This window comes from Peribacillus sp. TH14 (assembly GCF_016651145.1).
GTDB lineage: Bacteria > Bacillota > Bacilli > Bacillales > DSM-1321 > Peribacillus > Peribacillus butanolivorans.
The window spans coordinates 2,606,743-2,628,301 of the sequence record NZ_JAEKEK010000001.1 but is presented as its reverse complement, the minus strand read 5'-3'; the positions used below and the strand labels follow the sequence as shown (position 1 = coordinate 2,628,301).

The window sequence follows — 21,559 nt, the reverse complement described above, 5'->3', positions numbered from 1 at the left end:
AATACAAATTAGGAAAAGACGGAGTCATCGTAATATAGTTCGAGGTGGACTGCTTCAACAAACGGATGCCAGTTCTGCTACTTCAGATGAGGTTTTCCAGATGATAATAGAAAGTACTCCACTCCAAAAAGTGACTGCCCCTGAAGAGGCAGCCGATGCTGTGTTATTCTTCACATCCCCCTGGAGCAGGGCTGTAACTAGTCGAACTTAGTTGTGGATTTTATGGATTAACCATGGAGATGGACAATCATGTCTAAAGTAAAAAAAAGCGCTCTATTCCAGAGCGCTTCAGTTTGTAGACAAAAGGGGTTCGGAATGTTTTAATTCCGGACCCCTTTTGAAATTCCCTTTGAATTTTGCTCATGATTAAGAGATTGGGCCTCTACGAGCCCACTTTATTAAGCCATTCTTGGACCTTGCCATGTCCAATTGGCTATCTTCTTTAAATTCATGGCAGCGAAAGTAAGCATCGCCTGCATCGACAATTTTTTAAGTCCCCTTAAAGTAGTCCAACGCATACCATGCTTTTCTTTTGCATCTGCGAATACACGCTCTATTGTTTCTTTACGTTTCGCATATATAGGTTTTACATCCTTGTGATGACGCAGATGATCTGCTTCTTCCATATAATTTTGCCAGATATGGCGTGTCACCACTTTTTGATGGTCTTTGCTTACTGTACACTGTGATAAAAATGAGCATGTCGCACAAGTGTGTTTGGGTGATTTGTACTCGCGATAGCCCTCTTTATTTGTTGTTGAGTACTTTAAAATCTCGCCCGATGGGCAGAGATAACAATCAAAATGTTCATCGTAAACATAGTCATGCTTGCGAAAGAACCCTTCTTTTGTTCGTGGACGTGTATAGGGTAAAGCTGGTGTGATTTCTTTCCCAAAAAGGTAGCTTGTAATGGCTGGTGTTTTGTAAGCTGCATCTGCGGCAACAGCTTCAGGTTTTCCAACTTTCTCAATCACTTGTTCAACAAGAGGCTCTAAGATATGACTATCATGCGTATTTCCCGGTGTTACAATCGTCCCCAGCACAAAACCGTTGCGGTCCGCAGCCGCATGAAATGAATAGGCAAACTGTTTTGTTCGTTCATCTTTTACATAGTAGCCACTCTCAGGGTCAGTTGTACTTTCTTTAATTTCTTTGGTTTCTTCTTTATCAAATTTATCCGGTGGAAAAGGCTTCTTTCCATTGTTTTCACGATCTTGATTTATTTCTTCTTGAAGGCGTCCTTGATATGCTCGTGTTTCCTTACGAACGATTTTCTTTTCGAATTTTCGCTTATTCGCACTGGCTTTCACATGTGTTGAATCAACGAATACGTGCTCTGCACTTATTAACTTTCTTTCTGAAGCTGTCATTAAGATACGATAAAAAATCCGTTCAAACAGGTCTGTATCTTTAAAGCGACGCTCATAATTTTTCCCGAACGTTGAGAAGTGAGGTACTTTATCATGGAAACCGTAACCTAAAAACCAACGGTAAGCCATATTCGTTTCAACTTCTTCAATCGTTTTACGCATCGAACGAATACCGAAGGTATATTGAATGAATGTCAATTTAACTAAAATAACTGGATCAATACTTGGGCGCCCTATCTCTGAATACATATCTTTCACCAAGTCATAAATGAAAGTGAAGTCAATGGCTCCCTCAATTTTACGAACCAAATGGTTCGCTGGCACCAGTTGATCCAAAGTGATCATTTCAAGTTGATCTCGCTGAATAGAATTATGTTTCGAAAGCATCGTCATCACCTCAAGTTTTAATACTTCTATATTAAAACAAAAAGGACTGTAGGCAAAAGTGGTTATATCTAATTGTTAAAACAAAGTTGATTGGAACGGAAGGTGCGAGACTCCTGCGGGAAATGCGTGTCCAAGGGAGACCCCACAGGCGCAAAGGCGCCGAGGAGGCTCCCTGACCGCCCGCGGAAAGCGAGTGCCTGGAGTGGAAATCAACGTCGAATTTTTACACCCCCTCAAAAAAACTGTAGACAAACTCGATTTTCATCGAGTTTGTCTACAGTCTGAAGCGCTCTATTCCAGAGCGCTTTTTAATATTACTTCTCTACCTTCAAACATTCCAAAGCACGGGCTGCATTCACTCGCGCAATTTCGACTGAATCGGCGGAAGATAAAGCAACAGCTACCCTTCTACCAACCTTCGTGACCGGTTTTCCAAAGACGCGCACTTGTGTATTCGGCAAAGCCAAGGCTTGTTCAACACCAACTATAGAATATTCCGATAACTCAACTGGCGCTTTTAACGGACGGCTGGCTCCTGGAGTAATCAGCGTGATTTCTGGAATTGGAAACCCTAGAATTGCTCTTACATGCAGGGCAAACTCCGATAAATTTTGGGTAGCTAATGTCACTAGCCCTGTATCATGCGGGCGTGGAGAAACTTCACTGAAATAGACTTTATCTCCAGATAGGAAAAGTTCTACCCCAAATAATCCGTATCCTCCAAGTTCATCTGTAATGGCTTGGGCAATTCTTTTCGCCTCTACGATTTGTGCTTCTGTCATATTATGAGGTTGCCAAGATTCAATATAGTCCCCACCCTGCTGAATATGACCGATTGGAGCACAAAACATCGTTCCATTTACTGCACGAACAGTAAGGAGCGTGATTTCAGAATCAAAACGAATAAATTCTTCAATTATCACTCGTCCATTTTGAACCCGGCCGCCTTCCATCGCAATTTGCCAACATTCTTCAAGATCATCTTCCGTACGGCAGACACTTTGCCCTTTCCCTGAAGAACTCATTAGCGGTTTTACGACATTAGGAAACCCAATCTCTTTGGCAGCTAGGACAAATTCTTCATATGTATCAGCAAATTTGTAAGCAGCAGTTGGAAGCTCTAGTGTTTCAGAAGCCAACCTTCTAATTCCTTCACGATCCATTGTTAACTTAGCCGCTCTTGCTGTTGGAATGACATGAAAGCCCTCATCCTCTAATTTGATTAATTCAGATGTGGCAATAGCCTCAATTTCCGGCACAATTAAATCGGGTTGTTCTTTTTCAACAATTTCCCTAAGCTGATTCGCATCCAGCATATCGATGACATAACTTCGATGAGCAACTTGCATTGCAGGTGCCTGTTCATAGCGGTCTACGGCAACGGTCTCTACACCAAGACGCTGTGCTTCAAGAATGACCTCTTTACCTAATTCACCCGAACCTAATAATAAAATCTTTTTCGATTTATACATCCAGTCTCTCCCCCTCCATGTCTTCAAAACCATTATATACGAACTATAAATGAATAAACACAAAATTTTATTCGTCTTTTCATTTATTTTTCTCTATTAATAGCAAGTGAACGTAATAAATACAGGTTTTTTAACAAATAAAACGCTTAACACAAAAACCAATATTTAATTCACACTTGACAACTAAGATTAATATGTTTTATGCTGGTTTTATATAATAAAATATATCGGCTGACTAGTTCACTAGAGGCTCTCTATTCAACAACATGAATAGGGGGCCTTTTCGTTATTATCAAATGAGGGAGGAATTTACTTTGCAAAAAGAATTACTAAGGCCTATGTTCCCTATTATGAAGGAGAAAAAAAATACCCGCTTAGAAGAGATGGAGTACCTACATCTGCCTGATAGAAAATTTTTTCAATGGTGCCAGCAGCAATATTCGCTGAATAAAGGAGTTTACAATACGATTGATAATTGGTTTTATGAATATGGTATCATCCATATCCTTAACCGTCGGATCAACCTTTTAGCCTTCTTGGAATTTGCTACTTCTCCAGAACAGGCAGCTGGAAAGACAAAGTTCATTAAATTTGGCAATGGCGGCCTAACAAAAAAACTTCAGGAATTCATCGCTCGTTAACATGGTTAACACTAAAGAATCCCACCTCAGTGAGAAGTCAAATTCCCTTCACTAAGGTGGGTATACAGAAGTAGATGTCGAAATTTGTTCTACGATTTTTTTGTAAATGTAAGCGCTTTCTATTATAATAAACTTAGGTTGGATGGCATGCGTGGCCGTCAATGTATCTGGCGTAGGTGGGGCCGATACTAGCGCTAAAGGAGTCAAGCTTCTTTACCGTAAAACTATTAGTATACCTTTTAGGTAAGGGCTGCAATTTAAGTAATACGAATGCTGGAGAAAAATCGTTACTTTTAGGCTTAAAAACGAGTTAATCATGCAATCAATAAGGAAATTCAAACTTTACCTTATTATTGAAGCAGCCCTCATCGTTTCCGGTCTAATAGTTTATAAGACTAAAAGCTCTTCCCCTAAAGACCCGGAGTTGAGCTTTTTCACATGGACAAATTCACATATACAAACCAGCTAAAAAAATCCCCAGCGTTTTCTGATAAATCTCATCAAATTGTGTTAAAGGAAGCGGGTTTTTTCCTTTGCCGAGTTCAACGGTAAACCCTGGCCTCCGCCAATCCTGAATAAACCAATCCTTATATCCTGCATAACTATTAGCGGATTTGACGGGCTCATAACCGCTGACCCTCGCAAATTCATTGACGATCGTTTTAGACTCGGGTGGTTCCAAATCTTCAAACCCCCAATAAATGACCTCCCCTTGGGTATGAAAAGCAAGCACTCTGTCAAAATCACGTTTTCTTGTCAAATCAGCCATCGCAATTGCCTCTGGCTGCGTTAGCGGACCTTTTCCAGAATAATTTGCTGGTCCTGGCTTCGTTACCATATTGCGAGCTTGTTCTAGCTCCCATTTGGCGGGAAACTGATCATTCAGATCGACTCCATTGATATTAGCTTTCCAGCCGGAAAAATCCTCGCTATTATTATTCCATTCCACGAGCTGTGATTTCAATGAGGCATCAGCAGGTGGTCCTTTTAGAACCAGCTCCACTCCATCAGGATTCACCATCGGAACGAGAGATAGCATCGTCTGCTGATAATAAGGGAACAGAGATAGACTGCGGATCCCAGTTTGATTCGTGATTGCCATTAAATAATCATTTAAAAAAGTCATAATCACAGGGGTCGTAATCCACTCATTTGCATGAAATGAACCATCATAGTGCACTCGTTTGTCACCATTCCCAATCAGCACTTCAGGGATCTCCCTCCCGAGAACCGAATCTCCAATCGAGGATGTTTTAATAAAAGGATAAATGCTTTTCAGTCGTTTTACATCATTCATCATCATTTGATAATCATATTCCTGATTTCCTTGAACAAGCCTCCAAGTAATCCTTAATGGTACAGAAATCGTCTGGCCAATTTTCAAGGCATTCGCATTGAGACTAGGATTAACCAAAAATAGTGCATCCAATGGAAGATTGCGTGATTTGGCAATCGCCCATAAGGAATCCCCTTTCTTAATATGATGACCAGTCGTCGTAAAGCCCGGAATTTTGATCTTCTGTCCTATCTTAAGGGCAAGAGGATCAATCCCGCTATTGGAATCAATTATCAGTTGATAATTCACATTGAATAATTGGCTATAATGCCACAAGGAATCATTCTGCCGCACAAAAACGTCCATACTGCACCTCCACTTATCCAAATGTATGCTGGTTTGACCAAATTATTGCCAATTTTCATCCCAATAATGGGCTGTGCCAATACACAAATACAAACCGCTTTGGTTGGCCTCACTGTCACATTGGTCAAATAACCCAGCTCAATTTTCTCCACATCAAGCCGTTTAACCTTCAAATAAATACAGGCATCCATTTATAAATGGATGCCTGTTTGCTTTTAGTTAAGATTAAGAATTCATTATTTTATGCTTCTTGCTTCTTCTGGTACTACTAAGCCTAGACCTTCAGCAATGCGTGTTCCGTATTCTGGATCAGCTTTGTAGAAATGGCCAATTTGGCGAAGTTTGATTTCTTCTAATTCGACTGGTTTCATTGCTCCCACAATAGTCTCTACAAGTCTAGTTTTTTCTTCTTCACTCAATAGGCGGTATAAGTCACCTGCTTGAGTGTAGTGGTCATCACTGTTATGTCCTACTTGTGCAACTTGCCCAGTCACTTCAAATGGAGTGGTTTTATTTTCAGCTGTTTCAGCAGGGCCATCAAAACTATTAGGTTCATAATAAACTGAACCCTTGCCATTGTCATCCGCACGCATGAAGCCATCACGTTGATAGTTGCTTGCTTCCACTTTCGGACGGTTAACCGGAAGTTGGTTGTGGTTAGAACCAACACGGTAACGGTGTGCATCACCATATGCAAATAGACGTCCTTGAAGCATTTTGTCTGGAGAAGCTTCAATTCCTGGTACGAATGTTCCTGGTGAGAACGTAGCTTGCTCTACTTCTGCAAAATAGTTTTCAGGATTCCTATTCAATTCCATCCGGCCAAGTTCGATTAACGGGTAATCTTTTTGAGACCATACTTTTGTTACATCAAATGGATCGAAACGGTAGGTATCTGCATCTTCCAAAGGCATGATTTGTACGTATAATTTCCATGCAGGGAAGTCGCCTTTTTCAATTGCATTGAAAAGATCTTCCGTATGGTAATCAGGGTTTTCACCCGCAAGTTTTGCAGCAAGATTCACATCAAGATTTTTGATGCCTTGTTCTGTCTTAAAGTGATATTTCACCCAAACGCCTTGTCCTTCATCATTCACCCATTTAAATGTATGGCTTCCAAAACCATGTGTATGACGAAGTGTAGCCGGAATGCCTCGGTCAGACATTAGAATCGTTACTTGGTGTAAAGATTCTGGAGAATGTGACCAAAAATCCCAGACCGCAGTCGGGTTTTTCAAATGTGTTCTTGGATCTCTCTTTTGTGTATGGATGAAATCGGGGAATTTGATCGCATCGCGGATAAAGAATACAGGCGTATTGTTACCAACGATATCGTAGTTTCCTTCTTCCGTGTAGAATTTAACAGCAAATCCGCGTGGATCACGAACTGTATCAGCTGAGCCTAATTCGCCAGCTACTGTAGAAAAACGGATAAATAAATCTGTCTTCTTGCCAACACCATTGAAAAGCTTAGCTTTCGTATACTTAGAAAGGTCGTTCGTTACTTCGAAAGTACCGAATGCACCGGCACCTTTTGCATGAACTACACGTTCAGGCACACGCTCACGGTTAAAGTGCGCTAATTTTTCTAATAAGTGTACATCTTGAATGAGTACAGGGCCACGTTGTCCCGCAGTGATTGAATTTTGGTTATCTCCAACTGGTGCACCCCAGCTAGTTGTAAGGTCTTTCTTATTAGTCATAATTGAACCACCTTTTCATTATTATTTATGTATATAATGATAAGCCTTATCAGAAAAAAATCAATACTTATTTATAATAATTTTAATATAATAATTAATTCATTAAGGTTATAATTGTTTATACTTTTATTTTAAATCCAGTAAAAGGAAATATCAAATTTTACAAATCGCTTTACTACAAGTTTCTTCGATTTTTTCATCCCTTTTACTGGTATTTCACTTCAATGTCACTTTTCCTTCATACTGCATGATTTTATCATTTCTATATCTAATAAGTTATTAATCGAGAATGAAGAAAAGTCTAAGTATTTTCCATTATTTTCTTAAAAATTGGATAAATCTAGATCACTCTCTCATTTTATAACAAAGCATAAGATTCGCATGTGACAATGTTCACTTCTATTTTCTTTTTTAAAATCACAAGCAAAAGAGCTGCCATCCTTATATAAGGAATGGCAGCTCTTTTTTATGAACTAATGCTTTTATTGTTTTTGAGTGATTCCGGTATCTGATCAAACACACTTTATGAAGGACCTAAAAAAACGCCACACCTAATCGATGGTAGCGCCACATTCGCTAAAGCTTAGTTTAGGAAAGCTATGAATCCACCTGATATAAAGGTCGCTATCCACCCTATACAGCCGCCGTTTTATTGATGTTGAACCCTATTACTTTTTCTTCTATTAAACTTATCGTTCATTTTTCCTGACACCACTCCCTTCCTGGAATTAAGCAATAAAACAATTGTGAAAATACTGGTTTGTGTTCGTATAGAAAATAAGATACTATTACGTTAAAATGACCGTCCAATAAGAGTAAGGGTGATTTATATGAATGAACGGAAACAACTTGTAGTTAAGTATGCACACCAGTTATTTATTGAAAAGGGTTATCAAGCAACATCTATTCAGGATATTTTGGACTATAGCGGTATTTCAAAAGGGACATTTTATAACTACTTTTCTTCTAAAAGTGAACTGCTTAAAGCTGTCTTTATCTCGACCCAAGAAAAATTCGAACATGAAAGTAATGAACTATTAATCGGTCAAAATGTTGCGGATATTGAAATATTCATCAAACAATCTGAATTACAAATACACTCCAATAGAAGTAATAAACTATTTTCCTTATTTGAAGAAATAATGATTTCAAATGATACCGAACTTAAAAACTTTATTACACATGCAAAATTCAAACATATACATTGGCTATCAAAACGGTTTCTAGAAATATTCGGCGAAGAGAAAAAACCTTATATATTAGATTGTGCCATACTTTATTCAGGGATGATGCACCAAACCATTCATTTTAATGCGTTAGCTAAAGAGCCTGATTTCAACCCTACTGAAATAATTCGTTATTGTGTTGATAGGCTTAAAACTCTTTTCGATGATGTGAGCCAATCAGGAGTACAGCTTCTCGATCCTGATTATATAAAGCAATGGTTGCCAGAATGTTTCGATACGAAACAGGATTTTCACACTGCTCTCCTTCACTCTACAGCCGAACTTAAAAAAGTCATCTTAAAACTTTTCCAAGATGAAGCAGAACGGGTAAAACACTTAAAATTAGTTCACTTTATCCAAGAAGAATTTCTGCAAAAAGGTGAGCCGCGCCACTTTCTCATCGAAAGTGCTCTACTATCTTTAAACACAAATTTAAAGCTTAAAAACTCAAAAGAATTGAGTGATTTCGAAAAGATTATCGCTAGTAACTAAACTGGTTAAAGCCCCAATTATGGGTCTTTCAGTTTGTAGACAAAAGGGGTCCAGAATGTTTTAATTCTGGACCCCTTTTGAAATTCCCTTTGAATTTTGATCAAGATTAAGAGATTGGGCCTCTACGAGCCCACTTTATTAAGCCATTATTGGACCTTGCCATGTCCAATTGGCAATCTTCTTTAAATTCATGACAGCGAATGTAAGCATCGCCTGCATCGACAATTTTTTAAGTCCCCTTAAAGTAGTCCAACGCATACCATGCTTTTCTTTTGCATCTGCGAATACACGCTCTATTGTTTCTTTGCGTTTCGCATATATAGGTTTTACATCCTTGTGGTGACGCAGATGATCTGCTTCTTCCATATAATTTTGCCAGATATGGCGTGTCACCACTTTTTGATGGTCTTTGCTTACTGTACACTGTGATAAAAATGAGCATGTCGCACAAGTGTGTTTGGGTGATTTGTACTCGCGATAGCCCTCTTTATTTGTTGTTGAGTACTTTAAAATCTCGCCCGATGGGCAGAGATAACAATTAAAATGTTCATCGTAAACATAGTCATGCTTGCGAAAGAACCCTTCTTTTGTTCGTGGACGTGTATAGGGTAAAGCTGGTGTGATTTCTTTCCCAAAAAGGTAGCTTGTAATGGCTGGTGTTTTGTAAGCTGCATCTGCGGCAACAGCTTCAGGTTTTCCAACTTTCTCAATCACTTGTTCAACAAGAGGCTCTAAGGTATGACTATCATGCGTATTTCCTGGTGTTACAATCGTCCCCAGCACAAAACCGTTGCGGTCTGCAGCCGCATGAAATGAATAGGCAAACTGTTTTGTTCGTTCATCTTTTACATAGTAGCCACTCTCAGGGTCAGTTGAACTTTCTTTAATTTCTTTGGTTTCTTCTTTATCAAATTTATCCGGTGGAAAAGGCTTCTTTCCATTGTTTTCACGATCTTGATTTATTTCTTCTTGAAGGCGTCCTTGATATGCTCGTGTTTCCTTACGAACGATTTTCTTTTCGAATTTCCGCTTATTCGCACTGGCTTTCACATGTGTTGAATCAACGAATACGTGCTCTGCACTAATTAACTTTCTTTCTGAGGCTGTCATTAAGATACGATAAAAAATCTGTTCAAACAGGTCTGTATCTTTAAAGCGACGCTCATAATTTTTCCCGAACGTTGAGAAGTGAGGTACTTTATCATGGAAACCGTAACCTAAAAACCAACGGTAAGCCATATTCGTTTCAACTTCTTCAATCGTTTTACGCATCGAACGAATACCGAAGGTATATTGAATGAATGTCAATTTAACTAAAATAACTGGATCAATACTTAGGCGGCCTATCTCTGAATACATCTCTTTCACCAAGTCATAAATGAAAGTGAAGTCAATGGCCCCCTCAATTTTACGAACCAAATGGTTCGCTGGCACCAGTTGATCCAAAGTAATCATTTCAAGTTGATCTCGCTGAATAGAATTATGTTTCGAAAGCATCGTCATCACCTCAAGTTTTAATACTCCTATATTAAAACAAAAAAGACTGTAGGAAAAAGTGTTTATTTCTAATTGTTAAAACAAAGTTGATTGGAACGGAAGGTGCGAGACTCCTGCGGGAAAAGCGTGTCCAAGGGAGACCCCACAGGCGCAAAGGCGCCGAGGAGGCTCCCTGACCGCCCGCGGAAAGCGAGTTCCTGGAGTGGAAATCAACGTTCGAATTTTTACAACCCCTAAAAAAGACTGTAGACAAACTCGATTTTCATCGAGTTTGTCTACAGTCTGAAAGCCCCAATTATGGGGCTTTTTATTATCTGCAAGAAAACGTATCGAATCGTTATTTTTTTGTGACAATTCAGCAAACATATAACTGAAATTCATAAAATTTTAGTATAATGATTAGTGTAGAAAAGTGTCTTCAGGAGGAGTTTTTCATGAATATAATAATGCGATTTCTTATCAACGGGTTGATTTTACTCGTTATTGACTGGCTTCTCGACTCCATCACGATAAAATCTTATGGTACAGCTCTACTGGCGGTTTTTATATTATCAATCATGAACATGCTAGTTAAACCAATTCTTCAACTTATCGCTTTGCCGATCACTATCCTAACCTTCGGCTTGTTTTCGTTCATTATCAATGCCTTCACGTTCCAAATTACATCCTATGTTGTCAGTGGCTTTGAAATAGAATCTTTTTGGGGAGCCCTAATCGGTTCATTGTTATTAAGTTTCATCCAAAGTCTTATTATAAAAAAAGAGTAGAAAAACCGTCAGTAGAATGCTGACGGTTTTTCGTTTCCATGACTATTTCCATAACACCCTTCGATATTTCCCGGGCTATTCCCCTAAATTCCCCTATTATGTAATATCTTTATTCGCTCATTTTTGACACCGGTTATGGTGACTTTTTTTCCTTTTAGTGAAGGATTAGATTTTAACCCAAATTCAGAGTGAAGGAAGGAGGGAATCTGAGCATAAAGGACAGCATAAATCTTGGCTTACGTTTTGTGAACATGTCATTCCTTCTTGAACTACCCACCACTTATCGACCTTACGGTCTGATTGAAGTGGGGGATTCCTAAGAACATTAGCCTATCGGCCAATTTTTAATTAGGCTACTCCCGTAGTTCCTACGGTTAGAAGCCTTATGGCTTCATTCATTAGATTGAGCCCTGCGTTAATATCTCGATCGTGGTGAGTAGAACAAAAAGGACAATCCCATTCACGAAGATTCAGATCTTTAACGTCTTTATTTTGGTAACCGCAGCTAGAACACAATTGGCTAGAAGCAAACGTTTTAGATACGGTCACGATTTGTTTACCATACCATTTTGCTTTGTATTCCAACATTTTTTTGAATTGGTACCAAGATACCTCACTAATAGCTTTAGCTAGTTTGTGATTTTTCATCATATTCGACACTTGCAAGTCTTCCATTCCAATAACATCGTGGTTTTTGATGATTTCGGTAGAAACTTTATGTAAGTAATCCATTCGGGCATTTGAAATTTTTTCGTGTAGGATAGCCACTTTTCGTTTTTGTTTTTGATAGTTTTTGGCTCCAGCCAATGGTTTATTTTGATTCAAGGCTATTTCTTGTCGCCTTGAAAGAATCCGTTGTGCTTTGGCCAATTTCTTTTCGACCGTCCGGAAGAATTTTGGGTTTTGATAGACCGTACCATCTGAAAGAATAGCAAAGTTCTTCAAACTAACATCTACACCGCACGAACGATTATTTTTAGGAAGTACTTGTACATTGGTTTCCGCTAAAACGGAAATGAAATATTTACCCGAATGGTTCCCCCTGATTGTGGCATTGATGATTCGCCCTTCGACTTCGCGGCTTTTAGCAAAACGAACTAGACCGAGTTTTGGCAATTTGATTTGGTTTCCAATCATTCCGATATTTCCATTCGTATGTTTAGTCGTGTAGGACTGGATAGGATTCTTTTTCGATTTGAAGCGTGGTGACTTATTTTGCTTTTTATAATATCGACTATAGGAATCTGCTAAATTTCCCACCGATTTCTGTAAGGCAATACTGTCTACTTCTTTCAGGAAAGAATACTCTTTCTTTAAAGCTGGAAGTTCTTTGATTGTTGCGTATTTATCCAGAAAAGAACCTTTCCATTCATTAGAGGGTAATTGGCCGTTCTGCTTCATTTCTTCACAAATATACCAGTAGGCATCTTTCTCCTTTTGTTTGCCTAAAAGGAAGTTAAAGACAAAACGGGTGCAGCCGATCGTTTTATTGATTAGAGCTAGTTGTTCTTTAGTTGGATAGATTCGAAATTTATAAGCTTTGTTTACGACCATTGGTTTCACCCTCTTATAGTTATTATTAACCACCGAACGTACGTTTGTAAAAAGATTACTTTGGCTTATGCCAACCGCCATTCATCTCCCCCTTACCGTTGTGCTCTCGCCCTTCACACGCTTGAAGAGGGAGTCTTCTGGCGGGAAATGATAAATAGATTCACTCCCATTTCCATCGAAATGGTATGTACGGTTATACTTATGGGTAAAAGGCTCTTCTTTCTTGTTACTGAGTGAATATTTCACCCATCCCGGCTTAAAGGATGTATCTGCCATGGATTCAGTGGGTGACAGAACCGGGGTTGGCTCCTACCATGACTATGAAAATCAGGGTCTTCGCTAAAGAACACCCTGCACGAAATCATCGATGACCCTACAGAAATATCGAAAGGACTACTACAGTACGACCTTCGATAAGAGCTTAATTCACTATGTAGATTCACTTTTTTCGTGTTACTTTTTCCGCATCTTCAAATTACTTATCGGTGAAAACGGCAAATTTTACATTTACAAATCTATAAAAATAGATATAATGATTTATATGGAACCTACATTAATTTATAAAGCTTTATCAAACGATACACGTCGTCAAATTTTGCAATGGCTAAAAAATCCAGAGAAGTGCTTTAATGAAAAGCCTTATTTTCAACAAGGTTTAAATTTTAAAGTTGGTGTATGTGTGGGAGATATTCAGGTTAAATCAGGGCTTGCACAATCTGTCATCTCTAGTTATTTGTTAACAATGCAAAAAGCTGGGCTGTTGGAATCTGAGCGAATCGGAAAGTGGACCTATTATCGTCGGAATGAAAAAACAATACATGAATTTTCCGAGTACATTCAAAAAGAACTATAAAATAAACGTAAAGGAGGTCATTCTTTTTTTTGTTTTTACATATCTAGATATACAGATATTTAATTTTATAAATGATTTATATCTTTATATAAATTAAGAAATATACAGTAGGAATGGAGATTTGTATTAATGAAAAAAGTTAACCCTTTGCTTATTATTATGTTGGCTCTAGGCGTATTCGGCATTATTACAACTGAAATGGGGATTGTGGGAGTTCTACCCCAGATAACTCAAAAATTTAATATAACAACTTCACAAGCCGGATTACTTGTAAGTATATTTGCTTTAATCGTTGCCATTTCAGGTCCATTCTTGACATTACTCACTTCTGGAATTAATCGTAAAATAATTCTATTAACCTCAGTGTTTATGTTCACGATTTCAAATATTATTTATGCATGTACAACGAAATTTGATATCATGCTAGTTTTCCGTATTCTACCCGCTATTTTTCATCCTCTCTTTTTTTCAATAGCTCTTGTGACTGCTGCCAAACTTGTTCCTCCGGAAAAAAGTAACCAAGCAGTTACAAAGGTTTTTGCCGGAATTACTTTCGGATTTGCATTTGGCGTACCTTTAACTTCTTATTTCGCGGAACAGTTTTCGTTAGAAACTGCTTTCCTATTTGGGGCTGTTGTAAATGCGATTGCTTTTGTAGGAATATTAATGTGGCTTCCTTCCATGCCTAATGAGGAAAAAATGTCTTATGGAAAGCAGCTTGGAATATTACGTAAACCGGGATTATGGTTAAACATCGCAGCCGTTATGTTTATCTTTGCAGCGATGTTTTCTGTGTACAGCTACTTTGCCGAATATTTGGGACAATTAACACATATGAATGGTTCTTTGATTAGTGTAATGTTGATGGCGTTTGGTCTAATCATGATTTTTGGGAACTTTTTGTTTGGTGGATTCTTGCAAAAAAGCATAACTAAGACCGTAATAATGTTTCCCCTTCTATATATAGTAATCTATTTATTCGCTTATTATTTGGGCTCTTATTTAATTCCGATGATTCTAATGGTTTTCATTTGGGGAATAGTGCATTCTGGTGGTCTAATTGTCAGCCAAACATGGTTGACAACTGAAGCGAAGGAAGCACCTGAATTCGGCAACAGCTTGTTTGTCTCATTTTCCAATCTTGGAATTACTTTGGGGGCATCTATTGGTGGTTGGTTTATTTCTCACTTGGGAATACATCAACTCATCTGGAGCGGAATTGTGTTTTCATTGCTAGCTTTCTTATTGATTATGATAAAAATTAATATTTTCCGTTCAAACGTAGAAGGAGTTAACGTAGCGTAGGTTCGTGAATTGAATGAACAGCGAAATTGCCCGAATACTGTTTTATATGGCCGTTCATTACGGTGATAGTGGTGAAATTAATTTAGATCTAAATAATCAAGTGAACAACCGCACCAATCCTTATCATAGAAAGTTGGAGGTCCTGCCGGAATGGAACGAACTGTCCCCAGTAGATACCTTTGAACGGAATCGAAATGCAACCATTTATAATAAATATCAGTATAATCGCAACCCATTCATTGATCATCAGGAGTGGGCCTCATCCTCTTACAAAGTCTAAATTTTTAGAAAAATCACATAATTATACTTTCTTCGAATAGCAATCTATTTAAATATTATAAAAATTTCAACTTTTTTTATATAGCTAATACCTTTTATAGTAAGCGTTTTCATTTTTTTACTTTACAAATTTTCTATTAAAATATATTATTTAGTTGTAATATTATGTGAAAAATCAATAAATAATATTGATTAGCCTCTACTAGTGATAAAATGCTAGAAAGACTAGAAAGAGAAAATTACACTCCAACAAAGAAAAGGGGAAAATTATGCAAAACTCCAAAGATTCTCAACTGCACAGAGGATTGGAAGAAAGACACATCGCATTAATGTCTCTTGGCGCAGCCATTGGAGTCGGTTTATTTCTCGGCTCGGCATCTGCGATTAAATTAGCCGGCCCAGCTATTATTATTTCGTATGCAATTGGCGGGCTTATGATCTATCTTATCATGCGGGCACTAGGGGAAATGGCGATAAAAAATCCAGTCGCAGGCTCTTTTAGTCGCTATGCAAGCGAATATGTCGGCCCTCTTGCCGGATATATAACCGGTTGGAATTACTGGTTCGTTTGGATTGCCACCTGTATGGCTGAAATTACAGCAGTCGGAATTTATATGCAGTTTTGGTTTCCAGGGACCCCACAATGGGCTTGGGCATTAGCGGCTCTTGCCATTATGACGACGATTAACTTTCTTGCTGTAAAGGCTTATGGTGAATTGGAGTTTTGGTTTGCCTTAATTAAAATTGTTACGATAATTCTAATGATTGTTCTTGGGTTTGGAATGATTCTCTTTGGACTCGGAAACGGTGGAATCGCAGTAGGATTCGGCAACCTTGTAGAAAATGGCGGTTTTTTCCCTAATGGAATTTCCGGTGTCATCCTCTCTTTCCAAATGGTCATGTTCGCTTATTTGGGAATTGAAATGCTCGGAGTAACCGCAGGTGAAGTCAAAAATCCTGAAAAATCTTTAAAAAGAGCAATCGATACAGTCTTTTATCGAATTTTACTTTTTTACGTTTTAGCTCTAACTGTTATTTTATCGATTACTCCATGGGATCAAATGAATGGAAAAGACAGCCCATTCGTTATGATGTTTGATAAAATCGGTATACCAGGTGCAGCAGGAATCATTCAGTTTGTCGTACTGACAGCCGCCCTTTCATCTTGTAACAGCGGAATCTTTAGTACAGGCAGAATGTTGTTTAACCTAGCACAGCAAGGGGAATCACCTAAAAGCTTCCAACGTACAACAAAGACAGGCGTTCCAGGTGTTGCCATTATTGTTTCGGCTGTCGTGCTTCTTTTCGGCGTCTACCTTAACTATATGGAAGCGGATAAGGTCTTCGGTTACGTAACAAGTGTTGCTACATTCGGTGCCCTCTGGACATGGGGAACCATTCTTGTCACACAGATTATCTCAAGAAAGAAAATGAGTCCGGGAGAAAAACAAGGCTTAACGTATAAGATGCCGTTATTCCCACTCACTTCTTATTTCGCTCTTGCTTTTCTAGTATTTGTAATGGTCATACTCGGCTTTTCAGCAGATACCAGAATCGCCTTGATCGTCGGTCCGATTTGGATCATATTGCTTGTAGTCTTGTATTATGCATCCGGTTTGCATAAGAGAAAATAAATAAAAAAGGGTGTCCAATCAAACTTGGGCACCCTTTTATGATCTATATTTAACCTTTTCTCCTTCTTTTTAGCGTCCAATAAATTACAGCACCCACTCCGCCTAAAATAATGAGGATCGGCAAGTTTCCTATAATAAAAACAATCAGTCCTGAAACTGCTTTAAGTAAAAAATTCGCACTCGTTGCGAATTGCTTCTTCGTTCTCTCCCATGTATTCAATTTTTTATTATCAATACCTGGCACAATAATATGGTCTTGCGATAAAGTTATTGTTACCGTTGAAAACGAGGTTTGGTTTTCAAGATACTTTATTTGCCCAACTAGCTGCTCTATCTCCTCTTGGACAGTGGCAAGATCGGATGATATTTTCAGCAAATCTTCCGTTTTCTTAGCATCCTTCATGAATGCAAGTAACCTCTCTTCCACAGCCCGCTTTGATTTCAGTCTTGCCTTTAAATCTACATACTGCTCTGTTACATCCTGGCCTGTCACATTTCTTTCGACCACTTCTGAAGCCTGCTCCTCGGTATCAACAAGAAAATCCTGAAAACGAGCTTCCGGAATCCGTACTGTAATCGAACCTTCTACCATCTCTTCATCTTCCCTGTATACATTCGACTCTACAACATAGCCGCCGTATTCGTTCGCCTTTCTTTCAATCTTCATTTGTGTTTTTTCAAGATTTTTCACTTTCAACTGAAGCTGTGCTTGATGGATGGCCATTCTTTCATTTGTTGCCGCTTCTTTTTCCGCCTGCTTATCAGAAGCCTGTTCTCCAGATAAGGAGGCGTCCATTTTACTTTCCACTTTTCCTTCCTGTGACTTCGACAAGGATTCTTCTTTATCATTACTACTGCATGCCCCCAATAAAAGAAACAAGCTGAAAATAAGTATCACTTTTTTTCGATTCATCGGTATTCCTCCTTCTCTTAACATTACCGACGAATAATTTGGAAGAAAGTTACACTTCAATGATGAAAGGTACTGGTATACAAACATCCAAATTATGTATAAAGATGGTGGTTAGTATATTGACTATAGAAAATTAGCTAAAAGTGTATTAGTTCCGATTTTCAGAGGCTCATTTGTGGACGTATTAGCCACAAGAAATACTAAAGAAATTTGAAAGCGGGGATATATCAACCTTTCTATAAAGGAAGAGTTTATTCTAACAATACAAAGGAAACAATAAGAATTATAATCAGCGATGGAAAGTCGGGATATAGTGGGAAATTTCAAAATTAGCGCTCGACAATTTGCAATATTAGTTATTTTATTTTCTATAGGTACGACCATCTTGGTGATTCCTGGAATTATGGCTCAAGAGGTAAAACAAGATGCTTGGATTGCAGCTGTAATTGGTACAGGCATAGGTTTATTGCTGGTGGCTTTATATATCTCCGTAGGCAGGATGTTCCCCACTAAGACACTGGTTGAAATCATTGAAACACTTTTTGGCAAATGGTTAGGTAAGGCAGTCTCCATTACATTTGTTTTTTTTTCACTTTACTCCACCGCAGAACTATTGCTTTATGTTGGGAATTTCTTAACTACACAGATTATGCCTGATACACCAATTGAAGCGATCCATATCCTTTTCGCATGCATCTTAATAATGGGAGTTCGACTTGGTCTTGAACCGTTGGCTCGTTCTGCAGAATTGTTATTTCCTATCTTTGTTTTTTTATTCGTAATTCTAGTGGTTTCAATATTATTACCTCCTGCTGAATATAAGTTTGATAATATACAGCCCGTATTTGAAACAGGAATAAAACCGATGATTCATGCTGTTTTTCTTTTTACAAGTATTTTTTCTTTGCCATTGTTTGTTTTATTAATGATTTTTCCTGTTTCAGTGAATCAACCAAAAGCAGCTGAAAAAAGCTTTTTTATCGGAGTACTAATCGGCGGAATCTGTTTACTCATCATTATCGCTTTAACTATTATAGTTTTAGGTGTAGATAATACTGCCAGAAACACGTATCCTAGTTATGCTTTGGCCAGAAAAATAAACGTTGGCGATTTTCTTCAAAGGATTGAAGCAATAATGGCTATCATGTGGATTATCACGATTTATTATAAAATGTCTTTTTACTTTTACGCTTCTGTCATAGGTCTTGCACAAACATTGAATATGAAGGATTATCGGCCACTTACGCTACCCTTAGGGATGATCATAGTTTCGCTTTCCTTATTTATACATCCCAATGTGGTACATTCATCCACATTTGATAAAGAAATTTGGCCCCTATACGTTTCAACGTACGGACTTGTACTTCCTATTCTCTTATTAATAGTCAATGCATTCCGAAAAAAAATACATCAAAAATAAAAAACGTTTCATTGAATACTCCAGATTTTCAGAGTATAGATAATTTACATAAAATCTACTCTAAGAAAATTTATGTAAATTTCTTTCTGTTTTTTTATAGGATTTTGAATAGGAAGGGTTTAGGGACTAAAAGCATTCATTTTAGCCATCAATTTCGAACAATATGTCCCCCTAATGGTCGTTTATGGAACACCCTGAAAAAATTGCCAACGATTGGTAAACTGTATCGCTATGACCCATTTTTAAACGTATCTCGGCTGAACCCCTATAAATAAATAGAGTGAAAGGAGTCTCGTCTATGAAACGGAGCTACACCATGTTTATCATACTAATCGTATTCCTGTTATTCACTACGGGTTGCTGGAACCGTCGTGAATTAAATGAACTGGCTATTACGCTGGCCATAGGACTAGATCGTACAAAAGATGGTCAATATCTTGTAACAGCCCAAGTGGTGAATCCTGGAGAATTAGCTACAGGAAAAGGAGGCGGTGGAGGTTCCGACGGGTCACCGACAATCATCTATCAGGCGAAAGGGGAAACTATATTTGAGGCTTTCCGACAAATGACAAAGGAATCCCCTAGAAAAATATATCCCTCACATCTTCGAACCCTCGTGATTGGTGAGTCATTAGCAAAAAAAGGAATTGGGAAACCGTTAGATATTCTCTCAAGAGACTGGGAACTCCGATCCGATTTTTATATCGTCGTAGCTAAGGGAATGAAAGCAGCAGAGATCCTGAAGGTGCCCACGTCTTTAGAAAAAATACCTGCAAATGAAATATTTGATACCCTGGAAGTCTCTGCAGCTGCATGGTCAGCGACAAGTTCCGTTAACTTAGACGATTTGATTTCAGATATAGTAAATGAAGGAAAACAACCTGTGTTAACAGGAATCCAAGCAGATATAAAAGGTGATAAAAAAACTTCTTTAAGCAAACAGAATGTAGAAATGATTGATCCCCCTGCTCGTTTGAAGTTTCAAGGATTAGCAGTATTTAATGAGGATAAATTAGTTGGCTGGCTAAATGAGAAACAAAGCAAAACGTATACCGTCATTACAAATAAGGAGAAAAGTACAGCTGTGAATTTATCGTGTCCTAAGGGCGGAAAAGCTGTGTATGAAGTGAAAAGGTCAAACACGGAAATGAAGGGTAAGATAAAGAATGGAAAACCTGAGATAGATCTAAATATTCATGTGGAAGGCAATTTAGGCGAAGTAGAATGTCAAATCGATTTGACAAAACCAGAAACGATTGAAAAATTAGAGAAAATTTATGAAAAAGAAGCGAAGAGATTTTTCATGAATTCAATAAAACAGGTACAGAAAAATGAGAAAGTAGACATTTTTGGATTTGGTGAGGCGATTCATCGAGCTGATCCTAAAGCCTGGAAAAAACTAAAAAAAGATTGGGATAAAAATTTTGAGCACGTGCCTGTAAATATAAAGGTGCAAGGAGAGATCCGAAACATAGGTACGGTTGGTAATTCCGTTTTAGAAAAAATAAAGTAATTGGCTTGGTTTATTATGAAATGAGGTTACGTTGTGTTTCATGAATCCCTTTTTTTGAATGGAATCTATTTGAACATGGCCCCTCATTTCACAAATGGTTGCTGTACCCCTATTTGCGATACTCACACAAAAGCATAAACCAAGTTATCTAAAGTGTACTTTTGAAAATTAATCGGATTTTTCAAGCATCTAGCAGATTTATTTCAAAAAGAAAAGGAACTGCCTCCAGCTCCTGATGTGAATGATGGCCTCATTGCTCCGACACACACTGATTAAGTTCTTTAGCCATTTGTTATTAAATTGACCACTCTTTTAATTTAAGTCTGAACATTATCATCATCATGAGAATCATTTTCCGCCAATGAGTGCGCTTCTTCAAATTTTACTGCAATATAGACAACTAAACCGCCTAAACTATCCGCGATAAGTCTGCTTTCAAAAACTTTCCCTTTTTGATCACGTTCGTCTAAATACTCGATATGAAGTGGACACACTTCCTTATTTTTCAACTATCAACCATATGTAAAAAATGCCCGTTTTAAGCATCCCTTCATATTCCATTTTCACTTTAATACTTTCTCAATCATGTCGGAAAGCGGTTTATAAATAGCTGTAATCCAGTCTAGTGGATTGGGAATCTTGATATTCAGTGCTTGGGCAATGCTTAACGCAGTTCCGAATAGTAGAAGAATGGAAAATATCCATAATTCCTTTTTTAATTTTTTCCTCAACAGACTAGGAGCCTCAATAGCGATAATCACAGCGACAATGACAAGGATTCCTGCAACAGCCAACAATTTCTACTACTCCTTTCTCTATTTGCTTTATAACAGAATGGGATACTGTACCGTCAAATCTTTGTATCTACCCAGACAAGTTAAAGTTGTTTAT

At 38.0% G+C, this 21,559-nt stretch carries 20 protein-coding genes; 10 read left to right on the top strand and 10 right to left on the bottom strand.

Annotated features, from left to right (window positions below; all coding sequences use genetic code 11):
• Position 1 precedes the first annotated feature (1 nt).
• Positions 2-211, top strand: a complete 210-nt coding sequence (locus JFU50_RS12715; RefSeq protein WP_342214752.1) for an SDR family oxidoreductase — start codon at positions 2-4, stop codon at positions 209-211.
• A gap of 187 nt (positions 212-398) precedes the next feature.
• Here the strand turns inward: JFU50_RS12715 and JFU50_RS12710 are convergent, their stop codons facing one another.
• Together JFU50_RS12710 and purT are read right to left on the bottom strand one after the other, a co-directional pair.
• Complete coding sequence (locus tag JFU50_RS12710; protein WP_201180978.1) at positions 399-1,757, bottom strand: IS1182 family transposase; 1,359 nt, start codon at positions 1,755-1,757, stop codon at positions 399-401.
• Between the two features lie 314 nt (positions 1,758-2,071).
• On the bottom strand, positions 2,072-3,229 hold the full coding sequence (gene purT / locus JFU50_RS12705) for a phosphoribosylglycinamide formyltransferase 2 (protein WP_201187111.1): 1,158 nt from the start codon (positions 3,227-3,229) through the stop codon (positions 2,072-2,074).
• A 314-nt stretch (positions 3,230-3,543) separates the two neighbouring features.
• Here purT and JFU50_RS12700 point away from each other — a divergent pair, with 314 nt between their 5' ends.
• Entirely contained in the window at positions 3,544-3,870 is a 327-nt protein-coding gene (locus JFU50_RS12700; protein ID WP_242485367.1) for a hypothetical protein, read from the top strand.
• Between the two features lie 448 nt (positions 3,871-4,318).
• On the opposite strand, the gene JFU50_RS12695 is transcribed toward JFU50_RS12700, so the two are convergent.
• The 3 genes from JFU50_RS12695 to katA are packed head-to-tail and all read right to left on the bottom strand — an operon-like array spanning position 4,319 to position 7,215.
• A complete protein-coding gene (locus JFU50_RS12695; RefSeq protein WP_201187113.1) occupies positions 4,319-5,512 on the bottom strand; it encodes a M14 family metallopeptidase in 1,194 nt (397 codons plus the stop codon).
• Positions 5,452-5,703: a hypothetical protein gene (locus JFU50_RS30435; RefSeq protein WP_207198796.1), complete on the bottom strand. Its 252-nt coding sequence runs from the start codon at positions 5,701-5,703 to the stop codon at positions 5,452-5,454. Before JFU50_RS30435 ends, JFU50_RS12695 begins: the two co-directional genes overlap by 61 nt.
• Before the next feature lie 45 nt (positions 5,704-5,748).
• On the bottom strand, positions 5,749-7,215 hold the full coding sequence (katA, locus tag JFU50_RS12690; RefSeq protein WP_201222783.1) for a catalase KatA: 1,467 nt from the start codon (positions 7,213-7,215) through the stop codon (positions 5,749-5,751).
• An 830-nt stretch (positions 7,216-8,045) separates the two neighbouring features.
• Here katA and JFU50_RS12685 point away from each other — a divergent pair.
• Positions 8,046-8,933, top strand: a complete 888-nt coding sequence (locus JFU50_RS12685; RefSeq protein WP_053348784.1) for a TetR/AcrR family transcriptional regulator — start codon at positions 8,046-8,048, stop codon at positions 8,931-8,933.
• 138 nt (positions 8,934-9,071) lie between these two features.
• Here the strand turns inward: JFU50_RS12685 and JFU50_RS12680 are convergent, their stop codons facing one another.
• A complete protein-coding gene (locus tag JFU50_RS12680) occupies positions 9,072-10,430 on the bottom strand; it encodes an IS1182 family transposase (RefSeq protein ID WP_201222782.1) in 1,359 nt (452 codons plus the stop codon).
• A gap of 434 nt (positions 10,431-10,864) precedes the next feature.
• Between JFU50_RS12680 and JFU50_RS12675 the strand changes: the two genes are divergently transcribed.
• Positions 10,865-11,197, top strand: coding sequence for a phage holin family protein (locus JFU50_RS12675; protein ID WP_053348783.1), 333 nt, complete (start codon positions 10,865-10,867; stop codon positions 11,195-11,197).
• Positions 11,198-11,545: 348 nt separating this feature from the next.
• Here the strand turns inward: JFU50_RS12675 and tnpB are convergent, their stop codons facing one another.
• Positions 11,546-12,751: an IS200/IS605 family element RNA-guided endonuclease TnpB gene (gene tnpB, locus JFU50_RS12670; protein WP_201225071.1), complete on the bottom strand. Its 1,206-nt coding sequence runs from the start codon at positions 12,749-12,751 to the stop codon at positions 11,546-11,548.
• 541 nt (positions 12,752-13,292) lie between these two features.
• Here tnpB and JFU50_RS12665 point away from each other — a divergent pair.
• The 4 genes from JFU50_RS12665 to JFU50_RS12650 all read left to right on the top strand — a co-directional run bounded on the left by JFU50_RS12665 (position 13,293) and on the right by JFU50_RS12650 (position 16,822).
• Complete coding sequence (locus JFU50_RS12665) at positions 13,293-13,604, top strand: ArsR/SmtB family transcription factor (RefSeq protein WP_201187119.1); 312 nt, start codon at positions 13,293-13,295, stop codon at positions 13,602-13,604.
• 129 nt (positions 13,605-13,733) lie between these two features.
• Positions 13,734-14,909 (top strand): MFS transporter, encoded by a 1,176-nt coding sequence (locus JFU50_RS12660; RefSeq protein WP_201222780.1) that lies wholly within the window; start codon positions 13,734-13,736, stop codon positions 14,907-14,909.
• A gap of 13 nt (positions 14,910-14,922) precedes the next feature.
• Positions 14,923-15,189 (top strand): endonuclease, encoded by a 267-nt coding sequence (locus JFU50_RS12655; protein ID WP_201222778.1) that lies wholly within the window; start codon positions 14,923-14,925, stop codon positions 15,187-15,189.
• 268 nt (positions 15,190-15,457) lie between these two features.
• On the top strand, positions 15,458-16,822 hold the full coding sequence (locus tag JFU50_RS12650; RefSeq protein ID WP_098178128.1) for an amino acid permease: 1,365 nt from the start codon (positions 15,458-15,460) through the stop codon (positions 16,820-16,822).
• A gap of 49 nt (positions 16,823-16,871) precedes the next feature.
• Here JFU50_RS12650 and JFU50_RS12645 read toward each other — a convergent pair whose 3' ends face one another.
• Complete coding sequence (locus JFU50_RS12645; protein ID WP_201222776.1) at positions 16,872-17,735, bottom strand: DUF4349 domain-containing protein; 864 nt, start codon at positions 17,733-17,735, stop codon at positions 16,872-16,874.
• A gap of 313 nt (positions 17,736-18,048) precedes the next feature.
• On the opposite strand from JFU50_RS12645, the gene JFU50_RS12640 reads away from it, so the two are divergent.
• Together JFU50_RS12640 and JFU50_RS12635 are read left to right on the top strand one after the other, a co-directional pair.
• Positions 18,049-19,155: a GerAB/ArcD/ProY family transporter gene (locus JFU50_RS12640; protein ID WP_342366277.1), complete on the top strand. Its 1,107-nt coding sequence runs from the start codon at positions 18,049-18,051 to the stop codon at positions 19,153-19,155.
• A 298-nt stretch (positions 19,156-19,453) separates the two neighbouring features.
• On the top strand, positions 19,454-20,668 hold the full coding sequence (locus JFU50_RS12635; RefSeq protein ID WP_201222772.1) for a Ger(x)C family spore germination protein: 1,215 nt from the start codon (positions 19,454-19,456) through the stop codon (positions 20,666-20,668).
• Positions 20,669-20,985: 317 nt separating this feature from the next.
• Here JFU50_RS12635 and JFU50_RS12630 read toward each other — a convergent pair whose 3' ends face one another.
• Positions 20,986-21,177 carry a hypothetical protein gene (locus JFU50_RS12630; protein ID WP_242485365.1) on the bottom strand — a complete coding sequence of 64 codons (192 nt, stop codon included), beginning with the start codon at positions 21,175-21,177 and terminating at the stop codon, positions 20,986-20,988.
• A gap of 54 nt (positions 21,178-21,231) precedes the next feature.
• Entirely contained in the window at positions 21,232-21,465 is a 234-nt protein-coding gene (locus JFU50_RS12625) for a hypothetical protein (protein ID WP_201187131.1), read from the bottom strand.
• Positions 21,466-21,559 lie beyond the last annotated feature (94 nt).